Source organism: Microbacterium oryzae (assembly GCF_030406385.1).
GTDB classification, from domain to species: domain Bacteria; phylum Actinomycetota; class Actinomycetes; order Actinomycetales; family Microbacteriaceae; genus Microbacterium; species Microbacterium oryzae_A.
In genome coordinates this window covers 277,689-301,304 of record NZ_JAUEPM010000001.1, presented here as the reverse complement: position 1 = coordinate 301,304, position 23,616 = coordinate 277,689, and the positions used below count along the sequence as shown (strand labels likewise).

The following is a 23,616-nucleotide window of genomic DNA, read 5'->3' as shown; positions in this document are numbered from 1 at the left end:
GGAGGGATCCCCCCTCGCCTCTCCCTGAAGGAGCCGACGTTGCCCGCGCTCTCCGGCCATCCGACCACGCCCACCCCCATCGACCGCCGTCGCTGGGCGCAGTACCTCGTCGACGAGCGCGCCGAGGCCGCGGTCTACGAGCAGCTCGCGCGTCGTCGGTCGGGGGAGGAGCGCGCGATCCTGCTGAGCCTCGCCGAGGCCGAGGGGCGCCACGAGAGCCACTGGGTGCAGCTGCTGGGTGGTGAGCCCGAGAAGCTCCCGTCGGCGAGCATCCGCACGCGCCTCCTCGGCTGGATGGCCGGCCGCTTCGGGTCGGTGTTCGTCCTCGCTCTCGCGCAGAACGCCGAGGCGCGCTCGCCGTACGACGGGGAGCCGGCCGCCACCGCGGCGATGCGCGCCGACGAGAAGATCCACCACGAGGTGGTGCGAGGGCTGGCCGCGAAGGGGCGCCGCCGGCTTTCTGGCACCTTCCGGGCGGCGGTCTTCGGAGCCAACGACGGCCTGGTGAGCAACTTCGCGCTCGTGCTGGGCATCGGCGCGGCCGGTGTCAGCTCGCGCCTCGTGCTCCTCACGGGCATCGCGGGGCTCCTCGCCGGTGCGCTGTCGATGGGTGCGGGGGAGTTCGTCTCCGTGCGCTCGCAGCGGGAGCTGCTGGAGTCGACCGAGCCGAGCGGGTTCGCCGACGCGGGGCTGGTCGACCTCGACATCGACGCCAATGAGCTCGCGCTCGTGTACCGCGCTCGCGGCATGGACGAGGCGGCGGCGCTCGAACGCGCGCGCACCGTCATCGAGGACGCGCACGGCGGGAGCCTTCCCGTCCGCGCCCGCCACGGCGAGGCCCATGAGGTCGTCGGCGGGGCGTGGCGCGCCGCGCTGTCGAGCTTCCTCTTCTTCGCGTCGGGCGCGATCATCCCCGTGCTGCCGTGGCTTCTGGGGATCAGCGGCATCGCCGCCATCGTGGTCGCCGTGGTGCTCGTCGGGATCGCCCTCATGCTCACCGGCGCGACGGTCGGGCTGCTGTCCGGTGGCTCGCCGCTGCGCCGCGTGCTGCGTCAGCTCGGCATCGGCTTCGGCGCCGCCGCGGTGACATATCTGCTGGGCCTGCTGTTCGGCGTGTCGACGGCGTGACGCGCCCGGGCGGCGGCCTGGTTCGTCGGGGTCCGCGCGGGGTGGTAATGTCTTCTCTTGGTTCGGGAAACGCGGTGAAAGCCTCGGAGAGCGGACCGACACCCATGCGCGGGTGGCGGAATAGGTAGACGCGCTAGCTTGAGGTGCTAGTGCCCGTATTAGGGCGTGGGGGTTCAAGTCCCCCCTCGCGCACAGCGGAAGGCCCCGGTCGAGAGACCGGGGCCTTCGCCGTTTCCGGGGCCTGCGGGACACGCCGCGGATGGCGCGAGTTCGGCACCAACGAGGCGGGCGCCCGTGCGTTCGGTGGTGCGGAAGTGCCGGTTACGCCGCGGATAGCGCGAGTTCGGCACCAACGAGGCGGACGCTCATGCGTTCGGTGGTGCGGAAGTGCCGGCTACGCCGCGGATGGCGCGAGTTCGGCACCACCGAGGCCTCGCGCACCACCGCCGCCCCGCACGCGCCGCTCAGCGCCCGCCCGCGAAGCCGCCGCCGCCTCCACCGCCCACGAAACCGCCGCCGGTCGCGCCGCTCGAGCTGCTGGACGTGTACGAGGCGGACGACGTGAACGAAGTCGTGAAGCGGGAGAGGGAGTCGCCCAGGCCGCCTGCGGCGTGCAGGGCGAGCGCCGGGTACCAGACCGGGGCCGTGATGCCCGCGCCGCGGTAGCGCACCTCGAGCACCTCCGCCCACTGCTTCTCCTCGCCGAAGAGCATCGCGTAGGGGAGCAGCTTCTCGTACAGGCGGACGACGTCGACGTCGCCGTCGCGGGTCCGCTCCGCGCCCTCCGCCGACTGCAGCATGCGGAGCCGGTCGGCCTCGGCGACCCGGATGAACTCGCGCACGCCGAGCAGGTACTCGTGCGCCTCGGCTCCGCGACGGGTGTGCACGCGGTGCCGCGCCATCCCGATCAGCGCGCCGACCAGCGCGAGTGCGCCGCCGACGAGGCCGACGGACAAGACCGTCATGTTCTCCCGGCTCGCGCCGAGGACGATCAGCACGATCATCGGCACCAGCAGGCACAGCGCGAGCGCGCCGAGAAGCGCCCCGAGGCGGCTGCGCTCCTTCCGCAGATAGCCCCGCTCGTCCGCCGCAGTCGTTCCCCGTACGGCGAGTGCGGCCATCCGCTGCGCGAAGTCCTCGTCCTCCTCCGGTGCGGAGAAGAGGGCGCCCGGCGTCGCGGGGCGGAAGAGCTCCGAGACCGTCGCGCTGTCGAGCTCGTCACCGGTGCGGTCGGGGTCGAGCAGCCGGAGATCGGGCGAGCCGCCCTCCGCGCTCGCCGACGAATCGACCGGTTCCTCCAGGCGGAGGACGCCGTTCACGGCGAGGTGCACGATCTCCGCCTCGAGCGCGGGCTTCCCGCTCCCGAGGATGGGTGCCGCGACGAGGGGAGGAAGGTCCTCCGGCACGTCGTACTGGGCGATGACGATGCCGGTCGCGCGCCGTCGGCGTCGACGCATCGTGATCGCCGCGGCGCCGCCGCCCGCGCCCGCTGCCGCCGCGAGGCCGCCCATGATGAGGGGCCCGCCGTCGAGCGCGAAGTTCGGAATCCGCTCCGGCGGCTGCACGACCGTTCCCGGCTCGAGCCCGATCGCCACGGTGACGCCCTCGCTCGGCTCGACGGCGACCGACGGCACGGTGAACACCGTCGCGTCGTCGCGCTCCTCCTGCCGCACGTCGCAGCGGTCAGTGGACCCGGCCGCACCCAGGTAGCACGTGGCCCCGCCCGTCAGCCCCCCGCTGAGCACGCCGTCGGCGAAGGAGATCTCGGCCGAGAAATCCGCCACCGGCTGCAGCCGCTCGACGGGGAGGAGGTCCCACTGGAATTCCTCCGCGTCGCCCCCGTCGAGCGGGGCGACGACGTCGTGCAGCGTGTAGCTGATGACGTACGTCTGCTCCCCGTGCACGTAGGCGTCATCGCCGGTGAGCACCGCGCGGAAGCCGTCTTCCTCCTCGACCTCGAACGGCACCGGCTCGCCCTGCTCGTCGACGACCTCGATGCCCTCGGGAGCGGCGGGCGCTCCCTCATAGCGCAGCGGGAGCGCGCGCACGATGCCCCGGTTCTGGTCTGACTCGGGGAAGCGCGCCACGAGCGTCTCGGTGACCTCCGCGGTCACCCGGCCGTCGCCATCCAGCGACAGCGCGTAGCTGCCGTGCCATTCGTCGAACGAGAAGTCGTCGACATCGGCGTGCGCTGTGGCGGGGATGGTCAGGGTCGCCATGGCGAGGAGGGCGCCGGCGCCGAGAGCGACGCGGCCGGAGAGCGGACGGAGGCGTCGTGAGAGCGTCATGATGCCCCCATCCCACCACGAGCGGCGCTTCTCCGCTCGGGTAGCGTGGAGCGCATGCTCGAGCTCCCCGAAGTCGCCCGCATCGCCTCCGACCTCATCCGGTTCGACACCACGAACTTCGGCGGCGGGGACGCGAAGGGCGAGCGGGAGGCCGCCGAGTACGTGGGCGCCTACCTCGAGAGCCTGGGACTCGAGCCGGAGTACTACGAGCCCATCCCGCGGCGCACCAACGTCATGGCGCGGGTGGCCGGACGCGACCGCACGAAGCCCGCACTCGTCCTGCACGGGCACCTCGACGTGGTGCCTGCCATCGCCGAGGACTGGTCGGTCGATCCGTTCGCCGGTGAGATCCGCGACGGCCTGCTGTGGGGCCGTGGCGCCGTCGACATGAAGAACATGGACGCCATGATCCTCACGGCGGTGGCCGAGCTGCTGCGCGCTGGCGAGCAGCCCGAGCGCGACCTCGTGCTGGCGTTCTTCGCCGACGAGGAGAACGGCGGCGTCGAGGGGTCGCAGCTCGTCGTGCGCGAGCGCCCCGAGTGGTTCGCGGGGGCGACCGAGGCCATCAGCGAGGTCGGCGGCTACTCGATTCCGGTAGGCGACCGCAGCGCGTACCTCCTGCAGGTGGGGGAGAAGGCCCTCCTGTGGGTGACGCTCACCGCCCGCGGCCGGGCCGGCCACGGCAGCCGATTCCACCACGACAACGCGGTGACACGGCTCGCCGAGGCGGTGGCGGCCCTCGGCCGCGAGACCTGGCCCGTCGAGCTCACCGAGACGTCACGGCAGCTGCTCGAGGGCATCGCCGAGATCACCGGCGACGACTCCGGCGACCCCGACCGGCTCGCCGCGCACACGGGGCCGGCCGAGGCGTTCGTGAAGTCCACGTTCCGCACGATCTCCAACCCCACCGGCCTCACCGCCGGATACAAGCACAACGTCATCCCCGACGCGGCCTCCGCCACCGTCGACATCCGCGTCCTGCCCGGCACGGAGGACGCCGTCCTGGCCGAGGTGCAGCGCATCGTCGGGCCCGACATCGAGATCGGGATGTTCCTGCGCGACATCGGTCTGGAGGTCCCGTTCGAGGGCGCTCTCGTCGAGGCGATGGTCGGCGCGCTCGAGAAGCACGATCCGGGCGTCCCGGTGCTGCCGTACCTCCTGGGTGCGGGCACCGACAACAAGGCGCTCTCCACGATCGGGATCACCGGGTACGGTTTCGCCCCGCTGCGCCTGCCGCGCGAGCTCGACTTCACCGGCATGTTCCACGGCGTCGACGAGCGCGTGCCGGTCGACGCCCTCGAGTTCGGCCGCCGCGTGCTCACCGATCTCATCCGCTCGTACTAGGCCTCGGCCCCCGCTCATCCGGAAGTCTGACGAGACCGCGACCACGCGTCGCCTAAAGTCAGGAGGTCGCGCGCTCCGCCGCGGCATCGCGAGAGAAAGACCCCATGTCGTTCATCGAAGCCATCATCCTCGGGCTCGTGCAGGGCCTCACCGAGTTCCTCCCGATCTCCTCGAGCGCGCACATCCGCGTGGTGGGCGAGTTCCTGCCCTCCCGCTCCGACCCCGGTGCGACCTTCACCGCGATCACCCAGATCGGCACCGAGCTCGCCGTGCTCGTCTACTTCTGGAAGAAGATCGTCCACATCGTCAAGCAGTGGGCGCTCTCGCTGAGCGGGCGCGTGGCGCGCAACGACCCCGATGCGCGGATGGGCTGGCTCGTCATCATCGGGACGCTCCCGATCGGGGTGCTCGGCTTCCTCTTCCAGGACGTCATCCGCGACGTCTTCCGGAACCTGTGGCTCGTGGCCACGGTGCTCATCGTCTTCGGCGTCATCCTCGGCATCGCCGACCGCTACGGCCGACGCGAGCGCGACATGGCCGACATCACCTACCCGCACGGCCTCACGCTGGGCTTCGCCCAGGCGCTCGCGCTCGTTCCCGGCGTCTCGCGCTCGGGCGCGACGACCACCGCCGCTCGCGCGCTCGGCTACACCCGCACGTCGGCGGCCGAGTTCTCGTTCCTGCTCGCGGTGCCGGCCGTCTTCGGCAGCGGCCTCTACGAGCTGCTCCACGCGTTCACCGAGCCGGGGGAGCAGGGCTACGGGATGGCCGAGACCCTCGTGGCGACGGTCATCGCGTTCATCGTGGGCTGGGTCGTCATCGCCTACCTCATGCGGTACCTGAAGCGCGGCAGCTTCCTGCCGTTCGTCATCTACCGCGTGGCGCTGGGCCTCGTGCTCTTCGCCCTGCTCGCGACCGGCGTGCTCAGCGCGTTCTGACCCCGGTTCGCCCCCTTCCGCGGGAGGCCGAGGTCTCGCGGAGGGGCGAGCGGACTCAGCGGCGGTCGCCGCGATCGCCGCGGCCGTCGCGCGGGTCGTCGCGGTGCAGGTAGCGCTCGAAGGCCTGCGCGATGGCGTCGCCCGAGGCATCCGGGGAATCGACCGTGTCGCGAGTCTGCTCGAGCTGGCGGATGTACTCGCTCATCTCCTCGTCGTCCGCCGCGGCGGCGTCGATCGACGCCTCCCAGGCGGCGGCGTCCGTGGCGAGGGTTCCCTTGGGCACGATCGCGCCGGTCAGCTCCTCGAGCCGCGTCAGCAGCGCGAGCGTGGCCTTGGGCGACGGCGTCGCTCCGGCGACGTAGTGGGGCACGCTCGCCCACAGCGACAGCGTGGGGATGCCCGCGGACTCCGCCGCGTCGCCGAGCACGGTGAGGATGCCGACCGGTCCCTCGTACGTCGAGCGGTCGAGGCCGAGCTGCGCGCGCACCGTGGCGTTCTCGCTGCTCGCGAAGACGGAGATGGGCCGGGTGTGCGGCACGTCCGACATCATCGAACCGAGCGTCACGAGCCCCGTGATGTCCTCCGCGAGCGCACGGTCGACGAATTCGCTCGCGAACGAGCGCCAGGCGCGCGCGGGCTCGTTGCCCGTGATGGTCCAGAACCACACCTCGCCCGCGCCCTGCGCGGGGCGGTGCAGCGTGGCCTCGGGCCAGCTCAGCGTGTGCCCGCCCTCGCCGTCGGCCTCCCGCTGGGGGCGCGTGTACTGGTAGTCGAAGTACAGCTCCGGGTCGACCGAGAACGCCCGACGGAGGTCGGCCTCCTCCCGCAGCTGGCGCACAGCGCCCGTGGCGGCCTCTCCGGCGTCGTTCCAGCCGTCGAAGGCCGCGACGATGATCCTGCGTCCGAGTGTCTGCACCGGGTTCCCTCCTCCCGCAGCGCGGGTGTCCGTCCAGGGTAGTCCCGGACGCCTCCCGACTAGGCTGATCCGGTGACACTGACGCAGCCCCTCGCCGTGCTCTGGGACATGGACGGAACCCTCATCGATTCCGAGCCGTACTGGATGGCCGCGGAGACGCCGCTCGTCGAGAGCTTCGGCGGCACCTGGACCCACGAGGACGCGCTGCAGCTCGTCGGACTCGGTCTGCACGACGCCGCGCGCGTCCTGCAGACCGCGGGGGTGCGGTTGGAGGCGGACGCGATCGTCCAGCACCTCACCGACGAGGTGCTGCGGCAGATGGGCGAGCTCGGCGTGCCGTTCCGCCCGGGCGCGGCGGAGCTGCTCCGGAGCCTCCGCGAGGCGGGGATCCGCACCGGCCTCGTGACGATGTCGATGCACCGGATGGCCGCGGCCATCGTCGACCTGCTGGGATTCGACGCGTTCGACGTCGTCCTCGGCGGCGACGACGTGCCCCACCCGAAGCCCCACCCCGGCCCCTACCTGCACGCCGCTCGCGCGCTCGACGTCGACATCGCCCACACCGTGGCGATCGAGGACTCGGCGAACGGCCTGCGCTCGGCCGTCGCGTCGGGGGCCGTGTCCCTCGGCGTCCCGCACTTCGTCTCCCTCGACGGCGTCGGCGCGCACGCGCTGTGGCCGACCCTCGAAGGGCGCGACGCCGACGACGTGTCCGCGCTGTACCGCGCCCACCGCTCCTGACCCCCATCCTCCGGAGGACCCCATGACCGCGCCTCGCGGCCCCTTCCGCTTCGGCGACCGAGTGCAGCTCACCGGCCCGAAGGGGAAGATGCACACCATCACGCTGCGCGAACGCGGCGAGCTCCACACCCACCACGGCGTGCTGCGGCACGAGCAGCTCGTCGGGCTGCCCGACGGCTCGGTCGTGGCGAACACCGGCGGGCACGAGTACCTCGCCCTCCGCCCGCTGCTGCGCGACTTCGTCATGTCGATGCCGCGCGGGGCGGCCATCGTCTACCCGAAAGACGCCGCCGCGATCGTCGCGCAGGCCGACATCTTCCCGGGGGCGGTGGTCGTCGAGGCCGGCGTCGGCTCGGGTGCCCTGTCACTGTCGCTGCTGCGCGCGGTGGGCGGCTCCGGGCGCCTCGTCTCCTTCGAGCGCCGCACGGAGTTCGCCGAGGTGGCGATCGCCAACGTGGAGACGTTCTTCGGCGAGCGGCCCGCGCAGTGGTCGGTCGTGGAAGGCGACCTCGCCGACGCGCTCCCCGGAGCCGTCGAGCCCGGCAGCGTCGACCGCGTCGTGCTCGACATGCTCGCCCCCTGGGAGGTGCTCGAGCCCGTCGCCGACGCGCTCGCTCCCGGCGGCGTCGTGATCTGCTACGTCGCCACCGCCACGCAGCTGTCTCGGGTGGCGGAGTTCCTGCGCGGCCTGGGCTGCTTCACGGAGCCCGAGGCCAGCGAGACGATGGTGCGCGGATGGCACGTCGACGGTCTCGCCGTCCGCCCCGATCACCGCATGGTCGCGCACACCGGCTTCCTCATCACCGCGCGCCGCCTCGCGCCCGGCGTCGTCCCTCCCGAGGTGAAGCGCCGCGCGTCGAAGAAGAGCTACACCGACGACGACCTCGAGGTGTGGACGCCGGGCGCCGTGGGCGACCGCGACATCACCGACAAGAACCTCCGCAAGCGGGTCCGCGACGCCCAGCGCGCGGCCGAGGGCGCGCGCCTCGCGGCGGGGTCGGGTGAGGACGGCGCGGATGCTTAGACTGATGCCCGTGCGCCAGAAGACCCCCGCTCTGCTCTCCGTCGTCGCCCTGACCGCGCTCGCCCTCACGGGATGCGCGCCCGCAGGGGGCGCCTCGGCCTCGTGCGACCGGGCCGCCGGCGCGGACGCCGACCTCGCGACCCTGGTGCAGGTCTCGGGCTCGAGCGACGCGGCCCCCGCGGTCGACATGCCGACCCCGTTCCACGTCGACGAGACCGAGTACGTCGACGTCGAGACGGGCGACGGCCCCGCGATCACCGGCATGGGGCAGGCCGCCGTGCTCGACATGACGCTCTTCGACGGCGCGACGGGGGAGCCGATCATCGGCACCTCCTACAGCGGCGACGAGACCAGCGTCGGCGCGCTGTCGCAGTGGACCACGCAGTTCCCCGGACTCGAGGACGCCCTGCAGTGCGCCACCGAGGGCTCCCGCGTCGTCGCCGCGCTCGGCGAGGACGGCATCTCCGTCGAGGCCCGGCAGACGTACGCGCAGGCCGGCTTCCCCCAGGAGGGCTCGATCATCGCGGTCGTCGATGTGCGGAAGGTCTACCCTGCCGCCGCCACCGGCTCGCTGCAGTACAACGACGGCTTCGGCCTGCCCAGCGTGGTGCGCGCCCCCGACGGCCGGCCCGGTATCATCGTGCCCGACGCGCCGGCGCCGAAGGACCTCGTCGTGCAGACGCTCATCAAGGGCGACGGCGAGAAGCTGACCGACTCCGACACGCCGCTCGTGCACTACACGGGCGTGCTGTGGGAGGAGAAGACGGTCTTCGACTCGTCCTGGGAGACGGGGTCGCCCGTGCCCTTCCCGCTCGACGGCGTCATCGAGGGCTTCACGCAGGGCCTCGTGGGCCAGACCGTCGGCTCGCAGGTCATGATCGTCATCCCGCCGGAGCTCGGCTACGGCGAGGAGGGCCAGGGCACGATCCCCGGCGACGCCACGCTCGTGTTCGTCGTCGACATCCTCGGCGTGCAGGACGCGCCCGCGCAGTAGCGCGGGCGCGCCCCGGCGCCGCCCTCGTCCCTAGGATGGGGAGGTGGCCGAGCGGATCCCAGCGGAAGAGCGACTGATGAATCTCGTCGTCGCCCTCGTGGCGACCGAGATCGGGCTCACCAAGCAGCAGATCCTCGACAGCGTGTCGGGCTACCGGCAGCGCGCCGGCGCCCGATCCGACGCGCTCGACAAGATGTTCGAGCGCGACAAGGACGAGCTGCGCGCACTCGGCGTGCCCCTGGAGACGATCCCCTCCAGCACCGACCCCAACGACCTCCGCGAGGCGCGGTACCGGATCCCGAAGTCCGAGTACCTCCTGCCGGAGGACATCGCCTTCACGCCGTCGGAGCTCGCGGTGCTGAGTCTCGCCGGCGACGTCTGGAGCACCGGCTCGCTCTCCGCCGACGCCCGCTCCGGCCTCCGGAAGATCCGAGCACTGGGGATCGACGTCGACGAGCCGATCCTCGGGTTCGCTCCGCGCCTGACCGCGCAGGACCCCGCATTCGCTCCGCTCCAGGCGGCGATCGAGGCCTCTCGCGTCGTGACGTTCGACTACCTCAAGCCGGGCGAGGACCGCGCGAAGCGCCGCACCCTCGCACCGCTCGCGCTCGTGGAGTACGAGGGGCGCTGGCACGTGTACGGACGCGACCTCGGCGTGAGCGCCGACCGCACCTTCCTGCTGTCGCGGGTGACGGGGGAAGTCGTCGCCGAGCGCGAGACCTTCGACCCCGCCGACCGCGAGGGCGCCGGCGACCGCGCGCTGGCCGGCCTCGAGGCCCTCGCCGCGCGGCAGCGGGCGCTCGTGGAGGTCACGCCCGGCAGCGAGGGCGCGCTGCGCCTGCTGCGTCGGGCGACGCCCGCGCGTCAGGGGTACCTCGTGTCGTACGTCGATCGCCACATCTTCGCGGACGAGCTCGCGTCGTACGGCCCGGAGGTGCGCGTGGTCGAGCCGTCGGAGCTGCGCGACGCGGTCGTCGAGCGGCTGCGTGCGGCCGCCGCCGTGCACGAGGGAGACCCCTCGTGAGCGCACAGCGACCGCTTCTCGCCGGCGATCAGGTGCGGATCCTCCTCACGCTCGTGCCGTTCCTCTTCGAGCGCGGCGAGGTGAGCGTGACCGACGCCGCCGCCGAGTTCGACGTGACGCCCGAGCAGATGCGCCGCCTCGTGCGCCGGCTGCCTCTCATCGGACTGCCGGGCGAGGACGGCTGGTACCAGATGCCCAACGAGATGTTCGACATCGACTGGGACCTCCTGGACGAGCACGACGCCATCCTCATCAAGGAGAAGGTCGCGCTCGACCGTGCGCCGCGGCTCACCGCGCGCGAGGCGGCGGCTCTCCTGGCCGGCCTCCAGCTCGCGCGCGGCATCCCCGGTGTCGCCGACTCCGAGGTGTACGGCCGCCTCGTGGAGAAGCTCGCGCGCGGGGCGTCGGCCGCACCCGCGCACCTCGTCGTGGCGCCCGAGCCCGTCGACGAGGTGCGCACCCTCGTCTCCCGCGCCCTCGGGGCGCGCGTCGCGGTGTCGTTCACCTACCGCGCCCCCGATGCCGGTCCGACCACCCGCACCGTGGACCCCATGAACGTGCTCATCACCAACGGCCAGTGGTACCTGCAGGGCTGGTGCCACATGCGTCGCGCGGTGCGCACCTTCCACCTCGACCGCGTGAGCGACGTGCGCCTCACCGAGATCCCCATCGCCCGCCGGGAGGAGCCCTCGCCGGCCGATCTTGGCGAGGGCGAGGCAGATCGGGTGGCCGTGGTGCGGTATCCGGCGGCCGTCGCGCCGCTGCTGGGGGACTACCTCCGGCATGCAGAGGTCACGGAGGAGAACGCAGTGGCGACCGCGCGCATCCGCCTGGCGAACCCCCAGACCCTGCGGCGCCTCGCGGCGCGCCTCGGCGGACGGCTCGAGATCGTCTCGCCGTCCGACGCTCGACATGCCGCCTTCGGCTGGGCGCAGGCTGGGCTGGATCTGTACTCCGAGGGCTAGAATCGGCCTCGACCCCGGACTACCGACCGACCGATGGAGACCCCTCATGCTCGGCAACCTCAACGGCTGGCACCTTCTCATCCTGCTCGCCGTCATCCTCCTCCTCTTCGGGGCCGCCCGCCTCCCCGCGCTCGCGAAGAGCGTCGGCCAGTCCGCCCGCGTCTTCAAGGGCGAGATGAAGCAGATGAAGGAGGAGAGCGGTGAGGAGCAGGCGACGAAGCCCGCCGACACCGGCTACACCCTGAACGGCGAGCCGGTGGAGCGCCCTCGCGCCGACGGCACCGCCGGCGGCTCCCCGCAGAGCTAGCGCCGGCATGGCGACGACCGACACGGAGGTCGCCGTGCCGGACGACCAGCCCTACCGCGACCGGAAGATGACCCTCGGCGCGCACCTCATCGAGCTGCGCCGACGGCTCATGATCGCGGCGGCGGCGCTGGTCGTGGGCATGGTGGTCGCCTTCATCATCACCGACCCCGTCATCACGCTGCTGACGGAGCCCATCGCGCAGGTCGCTCGCACCCGCGGAGACGACTTCGCGCAGCTGAACTTCGACTCCGTCACCGCCGGCTTCGACATGCGCATGCGGATCGCGTTCGCGCTCGGCCTGCTGATGTCAGCGCCGGTGTGGCTGTGGCAGATCTGGGCGTTCATCATGCCCGGTCTCACACGCAAGGAGGTGCGCTACAGCGTCTGGTTCATGGCCACGGCCATCCCGCTGTTCTTCGTGGGCTGCTACGTCGGGCTCCTGATCATGCCGCACGTGATCGAGCTGATGGCCTCGTTCGTACCCGAAGCCGGTGCGCAGTTCTACAAGTACGACTACTACTACGACTTCGTCTTCAAGCTGCTGCTGGTCCTCGGGGTCGCCTTCGTGAGCCCCGTGTTCCTCGTCGCGGTGAACCTCGCGGGCATCGTCTCGGGGAAGGCGATCATGAAGGGCTGGCGCATCGCCGTCGTCGTGGCGACCGCGTTCGCCGCCATCGCCACGCCCGCAGCCGACATCACCTCCATGCTGCTGCTGGCCGGCATCCTCATCGTGCTGTACGTCCTGGCGGGCCTTGTGTCGATGCTGTTCGACCGGCGCAAGCGCAAGCGCCATCCGGAGATGTTCGTCGATCCCGACGCCTGATCGGCGCCGCTGGTCCGCACGGCGGGTAGTGTTCGGAATATGAGCGGCCTGAGCCCATCCGAACGCTACGCAGCCGCCCGCGAGAGCCGGCGGCACCCGCTCTCCACCGCCTTCGCCGAGGAGCAGCGGTTCGAGCTCGACCCGTTCCAGGTCGCCGGGTGCCACGCGCTCGAGGACGGGCGCAGCGTGCTCGTCGCGGCGCCGACGGGTGCGGGCAAGACCATCGTGGGGGAGTTCGCCGTGCACCTGGCGATGCAGACGCCGGGGGAGAAGGCGTTCTACACGACGCCCATGAAGGCGCTGTCGAACCAGAAGTTCCGCGAGCTGCAGGACATCTACGGCGAGGACCAGGTCGGCCTTCTCACCGGCGACACGAACATCAACGGCAATGCGCGCGTGGTCGTCATGACCACCGAGGTGCTCCGCAACATGATCTACGCGGGATCGTCGGCCCTGCGCGGCCTCCGCTACGTCGTCATGGACGAGGTGCACTATCTCGCCGACCGCTTCCGCGGCGCGGTGTGGGAGGAGGTCATCATCCATCTCCCGCGCGGCGTGCGGCTGGTCTCCCTCAGCGCGACGGTGTCGAACGCGGAGGAGTTCGGCGACTGGCTCGACGCCGTCCGCGGGGACACCGAGGTCATCGTGTCGGAGACGCGCCCGGTGCCGCTCGAGCAGCACGTGCTCGCGCGCGGCGACCTGCTGCCGCTGTTCGACGAGCGCGCCGGCGCCGCCGCCGCGCAGGTGAACCAGGAGCTGCTGCGCCTCCGCTCCTCGTTCGGGGGCCGCGGCGGCGACTCCTACGCCGACCGCCGCCGTCGCGGGCGCCGCCCGCCGAGCCACACGCCCGTGCGTCGCCCCGAGCGGATGGATCGGCCCCAGGTCATCGAGCTCCTCGGCCGGCAGAACCTGCTCCCCGCGATCTTCTTCATCTTCAGCCGGGTGGGCTGCGACCAGGCCGTGCAGCAGGTGCGCCGCTCCGGCGTGCGCCTCACCTCGCTCGAGGAGCGCGACGAGATCCGGCGCATCGTGAGCGCGCGGGTGTCGGCCCTGCCCGAGGAGGACCTCGCGGTGCTCGGCTTCTGGGAGTGGAAGGAGGACCTCGAGCGCGGCGTCGCCGCTCATCACGCGGGACTCCTGCCCGCCTTCAAGGAGGTCGTCGAGGAGCTCTTCCAGCGCAAGCTCGTGAAGGCCGTCTTCGCGACCGAGACTCTCGCTCTCGGTATCAACATGCCCGCGCGCACCGTGGTGCTGGAGAAGCTCGAGAAGTTCAATGGCGAGGCGCGCGTGCCGATCACGCCGGGCGAGTACACCCAGCTGACCGGACGCGCGGGTCGACGCGGGATCGATGTGGAGGGTCACGCCGTCGTGCAGTGGACCGACGCCCTGGACCCGCAGGCTGTCGCGTCGCTCGCGTCGCGGCGCACGTACCCGCTCAACTCCAGCTTCCGCCCCACCTACAACATGGCCGTCAACCTCATCGACCAGTTCGGCAAGGAGCGCGCACGGGAGATCCTGGAGTCCTCCTTCGCGCAGTTCCAGGCCGACCGGGCCGTCGTCGGCCTCGCGCGCCAGGTGAAGGAGGCGGAGGACTCGCTTGCCGGCTACGAGAAGGCGATGGCCTGCCACCGCGGCGACTTCGCCGAGTACTCCGGCATCCGCCGCGAGCTCAGCGACCTCGAGAAGCTCGACAGCAAGGACGTGAGCGCCTCGCGTGCCCGTCGCCAGCAGCGTCTGGACCGCATGCAGAGCCTCCGCAAGCGCATGCAGCGCCATCCCTGCCACCAGTGCCCCGACCGCGAGAAGCACGCGCGGTGGGGTGAGCGCTACTGGCGGCTGCGCCGCGACATCGGCAAGATGCGCAAGCAGATCGAGGGGCGCACCGGCAGCGTCGCCCGGCAGTTCGACCGGATCCTCGACGTCCTCGCCGAGCTGGACTACGTCGAGCCGACCGACGAGGGGCTCGCGATCACCGCCGCCGGCGCGCGCATGCGCCGCATCTACGGCGACCGCGATCTGCTCGTCGCCGAATCGCTCCGGCAGGGCCTGTGGACGCGGCTCGACCCCGCATCGCTCGCCGCTCTCGCCTGCTCGCTCGTGTACGAGCCGCGGCGCGATGAGTCCGTCGATCCCCGTGCGCTGCCGCGCGGCCCCTTCCGGGAAGCGCTCGCGGAGACGGAGGATCTGTGGAGCCGGCTCGACGACCTCGAGCGCGAGCACGGGCTCCCGGGCACCAACGTGCTGTCGACGTCGCTCGCGCCGGCGATGCACATGTGGGCCCGAGGGCACGCGCTCGACCGCGTGCTCGCCGTCGCCGACATGGCCGCTGGCGACTTCGTGCGCTGGGCCAAGCAGACGATCGATCTGCTCGATCAGCTCTCCGTGGTCGCCGAGGGCGATCTGTCTCGCGCGGCGCGTTCGGGGCTCGAGGCGGTGCGCCGCGGGATCGTCGCGTACAGCTCGGTGTGAGGGGCGCCGGCAATAGGCTGGTGACCATGCCCGTCCGCCCGCTGCTGCCGCTGTGGGGCGCTCTTCTCGCGGCAGCCGCGGGCGGGGTGGCGCTGGACGCATCGTTCCCGTCTCTCGGGATCTGGCCGCTGGCGTTCCCGGCCGTCGCGCTCTCGCTGGTGAGCCTCATCGGCCGGCGCGCGTGGTCGGCGTTCCTCGTCGGCGTCGTGTTCGCCGCCGCGTTCTACTTCCCGCACATCTCGTGGGCGGACACCTTCCTCGGCGACGACCCGTTCGCCTGGGCGCCGTGGGTGGCGCTGGCATCGGTGGAGTCCCTCCTCCACGGGGCGGGGGCGATCCTCATCGCGCTCGCCTACCGCTGGATCCCCGGCGTCCGCGACACCGCGGCCATCCGCGCCCTCGTGCTGCCGGCCGTCGTGGCCGCGATCTGGACCTGGCGGGAGACCACCCTCGGCTCCTGGCCGTACGGCGGCTTCGCGTGGGGGCGCATCGCCATGACCCAGTCGGAGAGCCCGCTGGCCCGCGTGACATCGTGGGTCGGGGTGAGCGGCCTGACGTTCCTCATGGTGCTCGTGTGCGCGCTGCTCGTCGAGGCCGCGCGCCTCGCCGTCCGCGCGCCCGCCCCGCGCCGGGCCTGGCTCGTGGCAGCGCCCATCGTGACGGCGGCGGTGCTCCTCGCCGTGCCGCAGTTCCCCACCACGCCCGTCGGGTCGATCTCGGTCGGCGCGGTGCAGGGGAACGGGCCGGCCGCCTACATGGACGCGCGCGCTCCGTTCGACGTCCTGAACGCGCAGATCGCCGCGTCCGCTCCGCTGCGCGAGCAGGACGTCGACGTCGTGCTGTGGCCCGAGGGCGGCGTCGACAGCGACCCGCTCTACAACGCCGGCACCGCGCGCGTGCTCGACGAGCTCGTCGACGCGTACGGGGCGCCGCTCCTCATGAACGCGGCCTCCGCGCGCGGCGGCGACCCGACCTCGCCCGCGGTGCCGATCTACAACACCTCGATGCTGTGGACCGGGGTGGGGGAGCCGCAGCTGCACTCGAAGCGGCACCCGGTGCCGTTCGGGGAGTACGTGCCCGATCGCCCCTTCTTCGAGGCGCTCGCGCCCGACCTCATCGGGCTCATCCAGCGCGAGTACACGCCGGGCGACGACTCGCCGGTGTTCGAGGTGGGCGCCGCGCGGGTCGGTCTCGCGATCTGCTTCGACGTGATCTCGGATGGCCTCATCGGCGAGGGGATCGGCGACGGCGCGGAGGTGTTCATGTTCCAGACGAACAACGCCGACTTCCGCGGCTCCGACGAGAACCTGCAGCAGCTGGCGTTCGCCCGCATGCGCGCGATCGAGACCGGGCGCAGCGTCGTGAACCTGTCCACGACCGGCACCAGTCAGATCATCGCCGCCGACGGCGAGACCCTCGACGCGCTGCCGATCGATGAGGCGGGCCTCATGGTCGCGGATGTGGAGCTGCGCGACGGGACGACGGCGGGCGTCGCGATCGCGCCGGCCGTCGACGTGGCGATGCTCCTCGGGCTCGTCGCCCTCGTCCTCGCCGGGATCCTGGCCCGTCGTCGCGGTCGCGCCTAGGATCGAGGCCATGAGCGACGACCCGGAGAAGAAGTACTGGTACAACCTGCGCACGGGCGAGGTCGAGTTCGGTCTCGTCTCGCCGTCGGTCGACCGCGCCGGGCCCTTCGACACCGCCGATGAAGCCGCGCGGGCGCCCGAGGTGATGCGCGCCCGGTCGCGCGCGTGGGCCGAGGAGGAGGCGCGCGAGGACGGGTGGTCGCAGACGGGCTCAGGCCGCGCCGACCAGTAGTCTGAGAGCGCGCGTCGGAAGCGGACGCCGGAGAGGATCCGATGGACAAGCAGAGGGACTTCGTGCTCCGCACGATCGAGGAGCGCGGCGTGAAGTTCGTGCGCCTGTGGTTCACCGACGTGCTCGGCACCCTCAAGTCGGTGGCGATCGCGCCTGCCGAGGTCGAGGGAGCGTTCAGCGAGGGGATCGGGTTCGACGGCTCCGCCATCGAGGGGCTCACGCGATCCTACGAGTCCGACCTCCTGGCCATCCCCGACCCGTCGACCTTCCAGATCCTGCCGTGGCGCGGCGAGGTCGACCCGACCGCGCGCATGTTCTGCGACATCACCACGCCGGATGGCCAGCCCGCGCCGGCCGAGCCCCGCAACGTCCTGAAGCGGACGCTGGCGAAGGCGGCCGACGCCGGCTTCACGTTCTACACGCACCCGGAGATCGAGTTCTATCTTCTGAAGTCGCGGAAGTTCGGCGCCGAGGGGCCCGAGCCCGTGGACCGCGCCGGCTACTTCGACAACGTGCCGGGCGGAACCGCGCACGACTTCCGCCGTCGTGCCGTGCGCATGCTCGAGGACCTCGGCATCTCCGTGGAGTACAGCCACCACGAGGCGGGGCCCGGGCAGAACGAGATCGACCTGCGCTATGCCGACGCGCTCACGATGGCGGACAACATCATGACCTTCCGCACCGTCGTCAAGGAGGTCGCGATCGAGGAGGGCGTGCACGCCACCTTCATGCCCAAGCCGCTCGCGAAGGAGCCCGGCAGCGGCATGCACACGCACATGTCGCTCTTCGAGGGCGACGTGAACGCGTTCTTCGAGGAGGGCGCCGAGTACCAGCTCTCTCGCGTGGGCCGGCAGTTCATCGCGGGACTGATGCGCCACGCGAACGAGATCTCGCTCGTCACGAACCAGTTCGTCAACTCCTACAAGCGGCTGTGGGGCGGCGACGAGGCGCCGAGCTACGTGACGTGGGGCCACAACAACAGGTCGGCGCTCATCCGCGTGCCGCTCTACAAGCCGGGCAAGGGCGGCTCCGCGCGCGTGGAGTACCGCGCCATCGACTCCGCGGCCAACCCGTACCTCGCCTACTCGCTCATGCTCGCCGCGGGGCTCAAGGGCATCCAGGAGGAGTACGAGCTCGCGCCCGAGGCCGAGGACAACGTGTGGGCGCTCTCCAGCGCCGAGCGCCGCGCGCTGGGGTACCGGCCGCTGCCGACGAGCATGTACGACGCCATCCAGCTCATGGAGGACAGCGAGCTCGTCGCCGAGACGCTCGGCGAGCAGGTGTTCCGCTATGTCCTCGCGAACAAGCGGCGCGAGTACGACGCGTACCGGGCGCAGGTGACGCAGTACGAGCTGACGTCGACGCTCGACGTCATCTGACGCGCGCGATGACGACGGGAAGCCGCGCCTCGGCCCTCACGGGCCTCGCCCGGATCGGCTTCAGCTCGCTGTCGCGCGCCGACGCCGAGCTCGACGAGCTCGCGGAGCTCGTCGGCATCGCGCGCGACGAGCTCCTCGTCGAGGCGCCGCGCGCCGCCGACCCGACCGAGGCGCTCGACGGCCTGCTGCGGATCGCCCGGCGCGACCCCGAGCACGCGGCCGCCGTCCTCCGCGACCAGCACGGGCGCGCGGTGATCTGGCGGCTGCTGGGCGCGTCCCGCGGCTTCGCAGACTTCTACCTGCGGCGTCCGGGCTCCCTGCCGGCGCTGCTCGATGCGGGGCGCGTCCTGCCCGACGACGCGGCGCTGCGTGCGGCCATCCTCGGCGCGGTCGGCGCGGAGGACGGCTTCGCGGCCGAGGCGGGGGAATCCGCCTGGGTGGCGCTGCGTGTGGCCTACCGCGAGCAGCTCGCGCGCGTCGCCGCCTACGACCTGCTCTCGGACGACCCCGTCGAGGCGGTGCGGGCGGTGTCGGCCGCGCTCGCGGACGCGGCGGGCGCCGCGCTCGAGGCCTCGCTCGCCGTGGCGCGCACGCGCGTGGCCGGGGGAGGCGCAGGCGTCTTCTCGCGGTCGGAGGTCGAGCAGACGCAGCTCGCGATCATCGGGATGGGCAAGGCCGGCGCGCGCGAGCTCAACTACGTCTCCGACGTCGACGTGATCTTCGTCGGCGGCGCGGCGCCCGATGCGGAGATCACCGAGCAGCGCGCGCTCGACATCGCGCATCGGCTGGCGGTTCAGACCACGCGCGGCATCTCGGAGATGGAGGTCGAGCCGCCGCTGTGGGAGGTCGACGCGAACCTGCGCCCGGAGGGAGCGAAGGGGGCGCTGGTCCGCACCCTCGCCTCGCACCTGACGTACTACGACCGCTGGGCGCACACGTGGGAGTTCCAGGCCCTCCTGAAGGCGCGTCCCCTCGTAGGCGACCCCGACCTCGGCGCTGCCTACGTCGCGGGGACCCAGCCGAAGGTGTGGGCGAGCGCGGGGCGCGAGAGCTTCGTCGACAGCGTGCAGAGCATGCGCGAGCGGGTCATGGAGCACATCCCCGCCGACGATGTGCCGTACCAGCTGAAGCTCGGTCCCGGCGGCATCCGCGACGTCGAGTTCGCCGTGCAGCTCATTCAGCTCGTCCACGGGCTCGTCGACGAGGCCATCCGTCAGCCGGCCACGCTCGACGCGCTCGACGCGCTCGTCGTGGAGGGGTACATCGGCCGCGAGGACGCGGCTACGTTCGCCCGCGACTACCGGGTGCTGCGCCTGCTCGAGCACCGCCTGCAGCTCGTCGGCCTCTCGCGCACGCACCTCATGCCCCGCACGGAGGAGGGCCTGCGCGCTCTCGCTCGAGCGAGCGGTCTCGCCGACACGGGCCAGGGCGTGCAGCGCCTGTGGGAGCAGATCAAGCGCGAGGTCCGCGAGGTGCACGTGCGGCTGTTCTACCGGCCGCTCCTGTCCGCCGTGGCGGCCCTGCCGGAGGACCAGCGCACCCTCACCACCGACGAGGCGCACGCGCGTCTGGCCGCGATCGGCCTGCGCGATCCCGGCGGCGCCCTTCGCCACATCCGCGCCCTGACATCCGGGATCAGCCGGAAGGCGACCATCCAGCGCCACCTCATGCCGGTGATGCTGCACTGGTTCGCGGATGGCGCGGATCCGGATCGCGGGCTGCTCTCGTACCGCAGGGTCAGCGAGCGGCTGGGGGACACCCCGTGGTTCCTGCGGATGCTGCGGGACTCCTCGGGCGCCGCCGAGGGCCTCACGAAGATGCTGTCGAGCTCGCGGTACATCGGCGACCTCATGGAGTGGATCCCGGAGTCGGTGGCGTGGCTCGATGCGGGGGAACGCCTGCGGCCGCGATCGGGAGACATCCTGCGGGCCGAGGCGCGGGCCATCCAGGACCGCCACGAGAGCCTGGAAGGGGCCATGACGGCGGTCCGCGCGCTGCGCCGGCGTGAGATGCTGCGCACGGCCATGGGCGCGGTGCTGGGCGTCCTCACGATCGACGACGTCGGCACCGCGCTCACCACCATCACCGAGGTGACGATCCAGGCGACGCTGCGGGCAGTGCAGCGCGACGTGCTGGGGCCCGAGGACGCGTCGCTCGACTTCGCGATCATCGGGATGGGGCGCTTCGGCGGCGCGGAGCTCGGCTTCGGCTCGGATGCCGACGTGCTGTACGTCTACCGCCCCGAGGGCGTCGAACCGGGCCGCGCGGCGGAGCTGGCGAAGCGGATCGTCGCCGAGCTGCGGCGGGTGTCCGAGGACATGCGCCTGCCGCTCGATCTCGACGCGGATCTGCGGCCCGAGGGGCGCAGCGGGCCGGTCGTGCGGTCGCTCGACGCGTATGCGCAGTACTACCGGCGCTGGTCTGTGTCGTGGGAGGCGCAGGCGCTGCTGCGTGCGCGCGGCGTCGCCGGCTCGCGATCGCTCATTCGGGACTTCCTCGCCATGGCCGACGAGATCCGGTACCCCCAGCATCTCGACCTCGCGTCGACGCGCGAGATCAAGCGCATCAAGGCGCGGGTGGAGAACGAGCGCATGCCGCAGCGCATCGACCGCACGCGTCACCTCAAGCTCGGGCCGGGCGGACTGAGCGACGTGGAGTGGCTCGTGCAGCTGCTGCAGCTCGAGCACGGCCATGAGCTCGCGGCCCTGCGCACGACCTCGACCCTCGGGGGGCTCGCGGCAGCGACGGCGGCCGGTCTCGTGTCGGAGGCGGACGCCGCGCAGCTCGAGGCGTCGTGGCGGCTGGCCGCCCGGCTGCGGTCGGCGAACACGCTCTCCTCCGGGGTCACGAGCGACGTGCTGCCGACCGACAGGCGCGCGCTCGATGGCATCGGCCGGATCCTGGAGTACCCGCCCTACTCGGCGAACGACGTCGAGGAGGACTGGCTGCGGGCCGCCCGGCGCGGACGCCGCGTGTTCGACCGGCTCTTCTACGGCGACCCGGACTGAGCGTGCCGCCCGCCGACGAGGGCGGGAACGATACCGCCGATGTCATCTGACGCAACCCCTGGTCCGCGCCGCCCCCGCCGGTGTTTCATAGGGACATGACTCATCACGGGAACGACTCAGGCCACCAGCAGGACGACACCGACGCCCGCGACGAATCCGCGGCCTCGACCGGCTCCGAATCGCCTCAGGAGGGTGCGGCAGCCGAGAAGGCGGCGGAGGATGCGGTTGTCGACGACAACGACTGACGTCCGGCCCCTCGACGCCCGACCTCGGCGGCGATGTCGGTGGTGCGCGGGAGGATGGCGGCGATGCCGAAACCGACTCCCGCTCAGCTGATCGACTTCGAGAAGACCCACTGGGTTCACGACGGCGCGAAGGAGGAGGCGATCCGCCGCGCGCTCGGGCTCACCCCCGCGCGGTACTACGTCCTTCTCTCGCGAGCCGTCGCGGATCTGGAGGGGATCCGCCACGACGCCCTCTGGGCCGCGCGCATCCGCCGACGCACCGAGGGCGAGCGAGCCGCCTGACGACGAAGGCCCCTTCCCCGCGATCGCGGGGAAGGGGCCTTCGTCGTCAGCTGCGGCGGATCAGACGCCGAAGTACAGCTCGTGTAATCCGCGCTGGCCCGCGGAATCAAGGGCGCGAGCGGGGTCGCTGGGGGCGTGGGATGTAGCTCGGCTGTAATCAGCCGACGGCTGCGTCGTCGTCGAGCTCGTCGCCGCCGAGGAGGAAGGCGTCGACGGCCGCGCGCGTGCGCGGCTCGGTGGCCGGCATCAGGTGTCCGTAGACCTTCAGAGTGAACGACGGGTCGGAGTGCCCGAGGCGCTCGGCGACGGCGATGATCGACTCGCCCGCGTCGAGCAGGAGGCTCGCGTAGGTGTGCCGGAGCACATGGGGACCGTCGCGGTTCGTCGGCTCGAAGCCCGCGGCCCTGCAAGCAGGCCGCCAGACGTGCGTCTGGATGTGGTTCCCGTTCGCCGCGCGCCCCTCGCGCGAGGTCAGGAGGAGCTTCGCCGTCACGGGTGCGCCGTCGAGGGTCTCCCACGGCAGCGTCACCTCGCGCGGCGGGTACTTCTTCATGTGAGCGGCGAGCACCGCGGCGACGTGCGGGGAGATCGGCACGTCGCGGGTCTTCTCATACTTCGGCAGCGAGAAGGTGAGCTTGTTGCCGCTGTGCAGGAGCACCTGGCGCCGCACGTGTACAACGCCGCGGAGGAAGTCGATGTCGTCGGGAGAGAGGCCGAACATCTCGCCCCGGCGCAGCCCGAGCCCGGTGCCGAGGACGATGATCGGCCGCCAGCGCTCGGCCATCTCGCGCTCGACGGCAACGATCCTGTCGCGTGCCCACGGCACGGCGGGCTTCGTGTCCCGGCGGGGCTTCTGGATGCTGCCCGCCTTGGTGGGGTTCTTCGTGATGAGCTCGTCGTCGACGGCGGCTTGCAGGACTGCCGAGAGCGTGCTGAAGATGCGCTCGCGTGTCGTGCCGCCCAGGGTCAGTGGCGTCTCGCCGTCCTTCGCCTTCCGGTTGCCGGGCTCCTTCGCGGAGAGGGTCTTGAGCCATGCCTGAATGGTGGTCGGCCGGATCTTGCGCAGCGGGACGTGGCCGAGGTGCGGGTACACGTGCATCTCGAGCCGCTGGCGGGTGCGGATGGCGGTGAGCGGCGCGTGATCGCGAGAGGCCAGCCACTGCTCGGCGAAGTCGCGGAGGGTGATCTTCCCGGCCTCCGGGTCGACGTAGGCCCCGCGGTAGATGTCCGCGCGGATAGCGGCGTAATTCGCCTCGGCCTCGTCCTTCGTGGGGAAGGACTTCGACTGCCGCCGGCCGTCCTCGGTGACCCACTGCACCTGCCAGCGCAGACCGACGCCGTAACGCGCGGTGCGCACCTTCTTGTTGCTCTTCGGGTCGCGTCGGTACCAGCGATCGACTACTGGCATCAGTACCCCTTGATGACGCCCTGGCGGACCATCCGAAGCCAGGTGCGCATCACCTGTTCGGTGACGTTCAGCTCGAGCGCGATGGCCGCGGGGTCGTTGCCGGTCATGGACGCGACGCGACGCACGCGCGAGGGGCGGATGAGGCGGCGAGCAGAGATCCGGTCGGCGCGGTCTTCCTGTGCCTTCACCTCGCCGACGTCGTTCCGCTCGAAGTGCACGATCTCGTGCGCGATGCTGCAGCGCTCGGTCGCGCCGTGGAGGCCGGTGCGCACGAAGATCGCGCGGTGCTCGTGGGAGTATGCGGCGACCATGTCCGCGTCGGGGAGGTCGCGGAAGATGATGGGCAGGTCGAGCTGCTCGGCGTGCACCCAGGGGTCATAGTCCGCGGCGCAGATGCCGTCCTCGAAGTTCCCGACGCCGTACATGTACGCCGTCGACGTGCGCGACGACAACCCCTCAGGCGTCGCGACGTAGTCGATCAGGTCCCATTCCGTCAGAGCCATTCGTCCCCCTGG

21 protein-coding genes and 1 tRNA gene are annotated in these 23,616 nt (G+C 71.8%); 18 read left to right on the top strand and 4 right to left on the bottom strand.

Annotation, left to right across the window (positions count from 1 at the left end; genetic code table 11):
- Positions 1-39: 39 nt before the first annotated feature.
- On the top strand, positions 40-1,128 hold the full coding sequence (locus tag QWJ90_RS01600; protein WP_290105841.1) for a VIT1/CCC1 transporter family protein: 1,089 nt from the start codon (positions 40-42) through the stop codon (positions 1,126-1,128).
- A 106-nt stretch (positions 1,129-1,234) separates the two neighbouring features.
- Positions 1,235-1,320, top strand: a tRNA-Leu gene (locus QWJ90_RS01595).
- Positions 1,321-1,592: 272 nt separating this feature from the next.
- On the opposite strand, the gene QWJ90_RS01590 is transcribed toward QWJ90_RS01595, so the two are convergent.
- Positions 1,593-3,416, bottom strand: coding sequence for a DUF2207 domain-containing protein (locus QWJ90_RS01590; protein ID WP_290105840.1), 1,824 nt, complete (start codon positions 3,414-3,416; stop codon positions 1,593-1,595).
- A 54-nt stretch (positions 3,417-3,470) separates the two neighbouring features.
- Here QWJ90_RS01590 and QWJ90_RS01585 point away from each other — a divergent pair, with 54 nt between their 5' ends.
- Positions 3,471-4,760: a M20/M25/M40 family metallo-hydrolase gene (locus QWJ90_RS01585; protein WP_290105839.1), complete on the top strand. Its 1,290-nt coding sequence runs from the start codon at positions 3,471-3,473 to the stop codon at positions 4,758-4,760.
- Positions 4,761-4,864: 104 nt separating this feature from the next.
- Positions 4,865-5,698, top strand: coding sequence for an undecaprenyl-diphosphate phosphatase (locus QWJ90_RS01580; RefSeq protein ID WP_290105838.1), 834 nt, complete (start codon positions 4,865-4,867; stop codon positions 5,696-5,698).
- Between the two features lie 55 nt (positions 5,699-5,753).
- On the opposite strand, the gene QWJ90_RS01575 is transcribed toward QWJ90_RS01580, so the two are convergent.
- Positions 5,754-6,614, bottom strand: a complete 861-nt coding sequence (locus tag QWJ90_RS01575) for a PAC2 family protein (RefSeq protein WP_290105837.1) — start codon at positions 6,612-6,614, stop codon at positions 5,754-5,756.
- 108 nt (positions 6,615-6,722) lie between these two features.
- Here QWJ90_RS01575 and QWJ90_RS01570 point away from each other — a divergent pair, with 108 nt between their 5' ends.
- From QWJ90_RS01570 to QWJ90_RS01505, 14 genes are all read left to right on the top strand, one after another.
- Positions 6,723-7,355 (top strand): HAD family hydrolase, encoded by a 633-nt coding sequence (locus QWJ90_RS01570; RefSeq protein ID WP_436836682.1) that lies wholly within the window; start codon positions 6,723-6,725, stop codon positions 7,353-7,355.
- Between the two features lie 22 nt (positions 7,356-7,377).
- Positions 7,378-8,379 (top strand): tRNA (adenine-N1)-methyltransferase, encoded by a 1,002-nt coding sequence (locus tag QWJ90_RS01565; RefSeq protein WP_290105835.1) that lies wholly within the window; start codon positions 7,378-7,380, stop codon positions 8,377-8,379.
- Positions 8,380-8,389: 10 nt separating this feature from the next.
- The gene (locus QWJ90_RS01560) at positions 8,390-9,373 is read left to right on the top strand and encodes an FKBP-type peptidyl-prolyl cis-trans isomerase (protein ID WP_290105834.1); all 984 of its coding nucleotides are present in this window, start codon (positions 8,390-8,392) and stop codon (positions 9,371-9,373) included.
- A 43-nt stretch (positions 9,374-9,416) separates the two neighbouring features.
- A complete protein-coding gene (locus tag QWJ90_RS01555; RefSeq protein WP_290105832.1) occupies positions 9,417-10,397 on the top strand; it encodes a helix-turn-helix transcriptional regulator in 981 nt (326 codons plus the stop codon).
- Positions 10,394-11,362 (top strand): helix-turn-helix transcriptional regulator, encoded by a 969-nt coding sequence (locus QWJ90_RS01550; protein ID WP_290105831.1) that lies wholly within the window; start codon positions 10,394-10,396, stop codon positions 11,360-11,362. The genes QWJ90_RS01555 and QWJ90_RS01550 overlap by 4 nt, the downstream gene beginning before the upstream one ends.
- Before the next feature lie 46 nt (positions 11,363-11,408).
- Positions 11,409-11,669, top strand: a complete 261-nt coding sequence (tatA, locus tag QWJ90_RS01545; RefSeq protein ID WP_290105830.1) for a twin-arginine translocase TatA/TatE family subunit — start codon at positions 11,409-11,411, stop codon at positions 11,667-11,669.
- A gap of 7 nt (positions 11,670-11,676) precedes the next feature.
- Positions 11,677-12,492, top strand: a complete 816-nt coding sequence (gene tatC / locus QWJ90_RS01540) for a twin-arginine translocase subunit TatC (RefSeq protein WP_290105829.1) — start codon at positions 11,677-11,679, stop codon at positions 12,490-12,492.
- 39 nt (positions 12,493-12,531) lie between these two features.
- Complete coding sequence (locus QWJ90_RS01535) at positions 12,532-14,961, top strand: DEAD/DEAH box helicase (protein ID WP_290105828.1); 2,430 nt, start codon at positions 12,532-12,534, stop codon at positions 14,959-14,961.
- A gap of 26 nt (positions 14,962-14,987) precedes the next feature.
- Positions 14,988-16,547, top strand: a complete 1,560-nt coding sequence (gene lnt / locus QWJ90_RS01530) for an apolipoprotein N-acyltransferase (RefSeq protein WP_290105827.1) — start codon at positions 14,988-14,990, stop codon at positions 16,545-16,547.
- A gap of 10 nt (positions 16,548-16,557) precedes the next feature.
- Positions 16,558-16,779, top strand: coding sequence for an SPOR domain-containing protein (locus QWJ90_RS01525; protein WP_290105826.1), 222 nt, complete (start codon positions 16,558-16,560; stop codon positions 16,777-16,779).
- A gap of 41 nt (positions 16,780-16,820) precedes the next feature.
- On the top strand, positions 16,821-18,158 hold the full coding sequence (locus QWJ90_RS01520) for a glutamine synthetase family protein (protein ID WP_290105825.1): 1,338 nt from the start codon (positions 16,821-16,823) through the stop codon (positions 18,156-18,158).
- An 8-nt stretch (positions 18,159-18,166) separates the two neighbouring features.
- Positions 18,167-21,166, top strand: a complete 3,000-nt coding sequence (locus QWJ90_RS01515) for a bifunctional [glutamine synthetase] adenylyltransferase/[glutamine synthetase]-adenylyl-L-tyrosine phosphorylase (protein WP_290105824.1) — start codon at positions 18,167-18,169, stop codon at positions 21,164-21,166.
- A 95-nt stretch (positions 21,167-21,261) separates the two neighbouring features.
- Positions 21,262-21,411 (top strand): hypothetical protein, encoded by a 150-nt coding sequence (locus QWJ90_RS01510; protein WP_290105823.1) that lies wholly within the window; start codon positions 21,262-21,264, stop codon positions 21,409-21,411.
- A 63-nt stretch (positions 21,412-21,474) separates the two neighbouring features.
- Positions 21,475-21,693, top strand: a complete 219-nt coding sequence (locus QWJ90_RS01505) for a DUF3263 domain-containing protein (protein ID WP_290105822.1) — start codon at positions 21,475-21,477, stop codon at positions 21,691-21,693.
- 157 nt (positions 21,694-21,850) lie between these two features.
- Here QWJ90_RS01505 and QWJ90_RS01500 read toward each other — a convergent pair whose 3' ends face one another.
- Together QWJ90_RS01500 and QWJ90_RS01495 are read right to left on the bottom strand one after the other, a co-directional pair.
- Complete coding sequence (locus QWJ90_RS01500) at positions 21,851-23,101, bottom strand: tyrosine-type recombinase/integrase (protein WP_290105821.1); 1,251 nt, start codon at positions 23,099-23,101, stop codon at positions 21,851-21,853.
- Positions 23,101-23,604 (bottom strand): ImmA/IrrE family metallo-endopeptidase, encoded by a 504-nt coding sequence (locus QWJ90_RS01495; RefSeq protein ID WP_290105820.1) that lies wholly within the window; start codon positions 23,602-23,604, stop codon positions 23,101-23,103. The genes QWJ90_RS01500 and QWJ90_RS01495 overlap by 1 nt, the downstream gene beginning before the upstream one ends.
- Positions 23,605-23,616 lie beyond the last annotated feature (12 nt).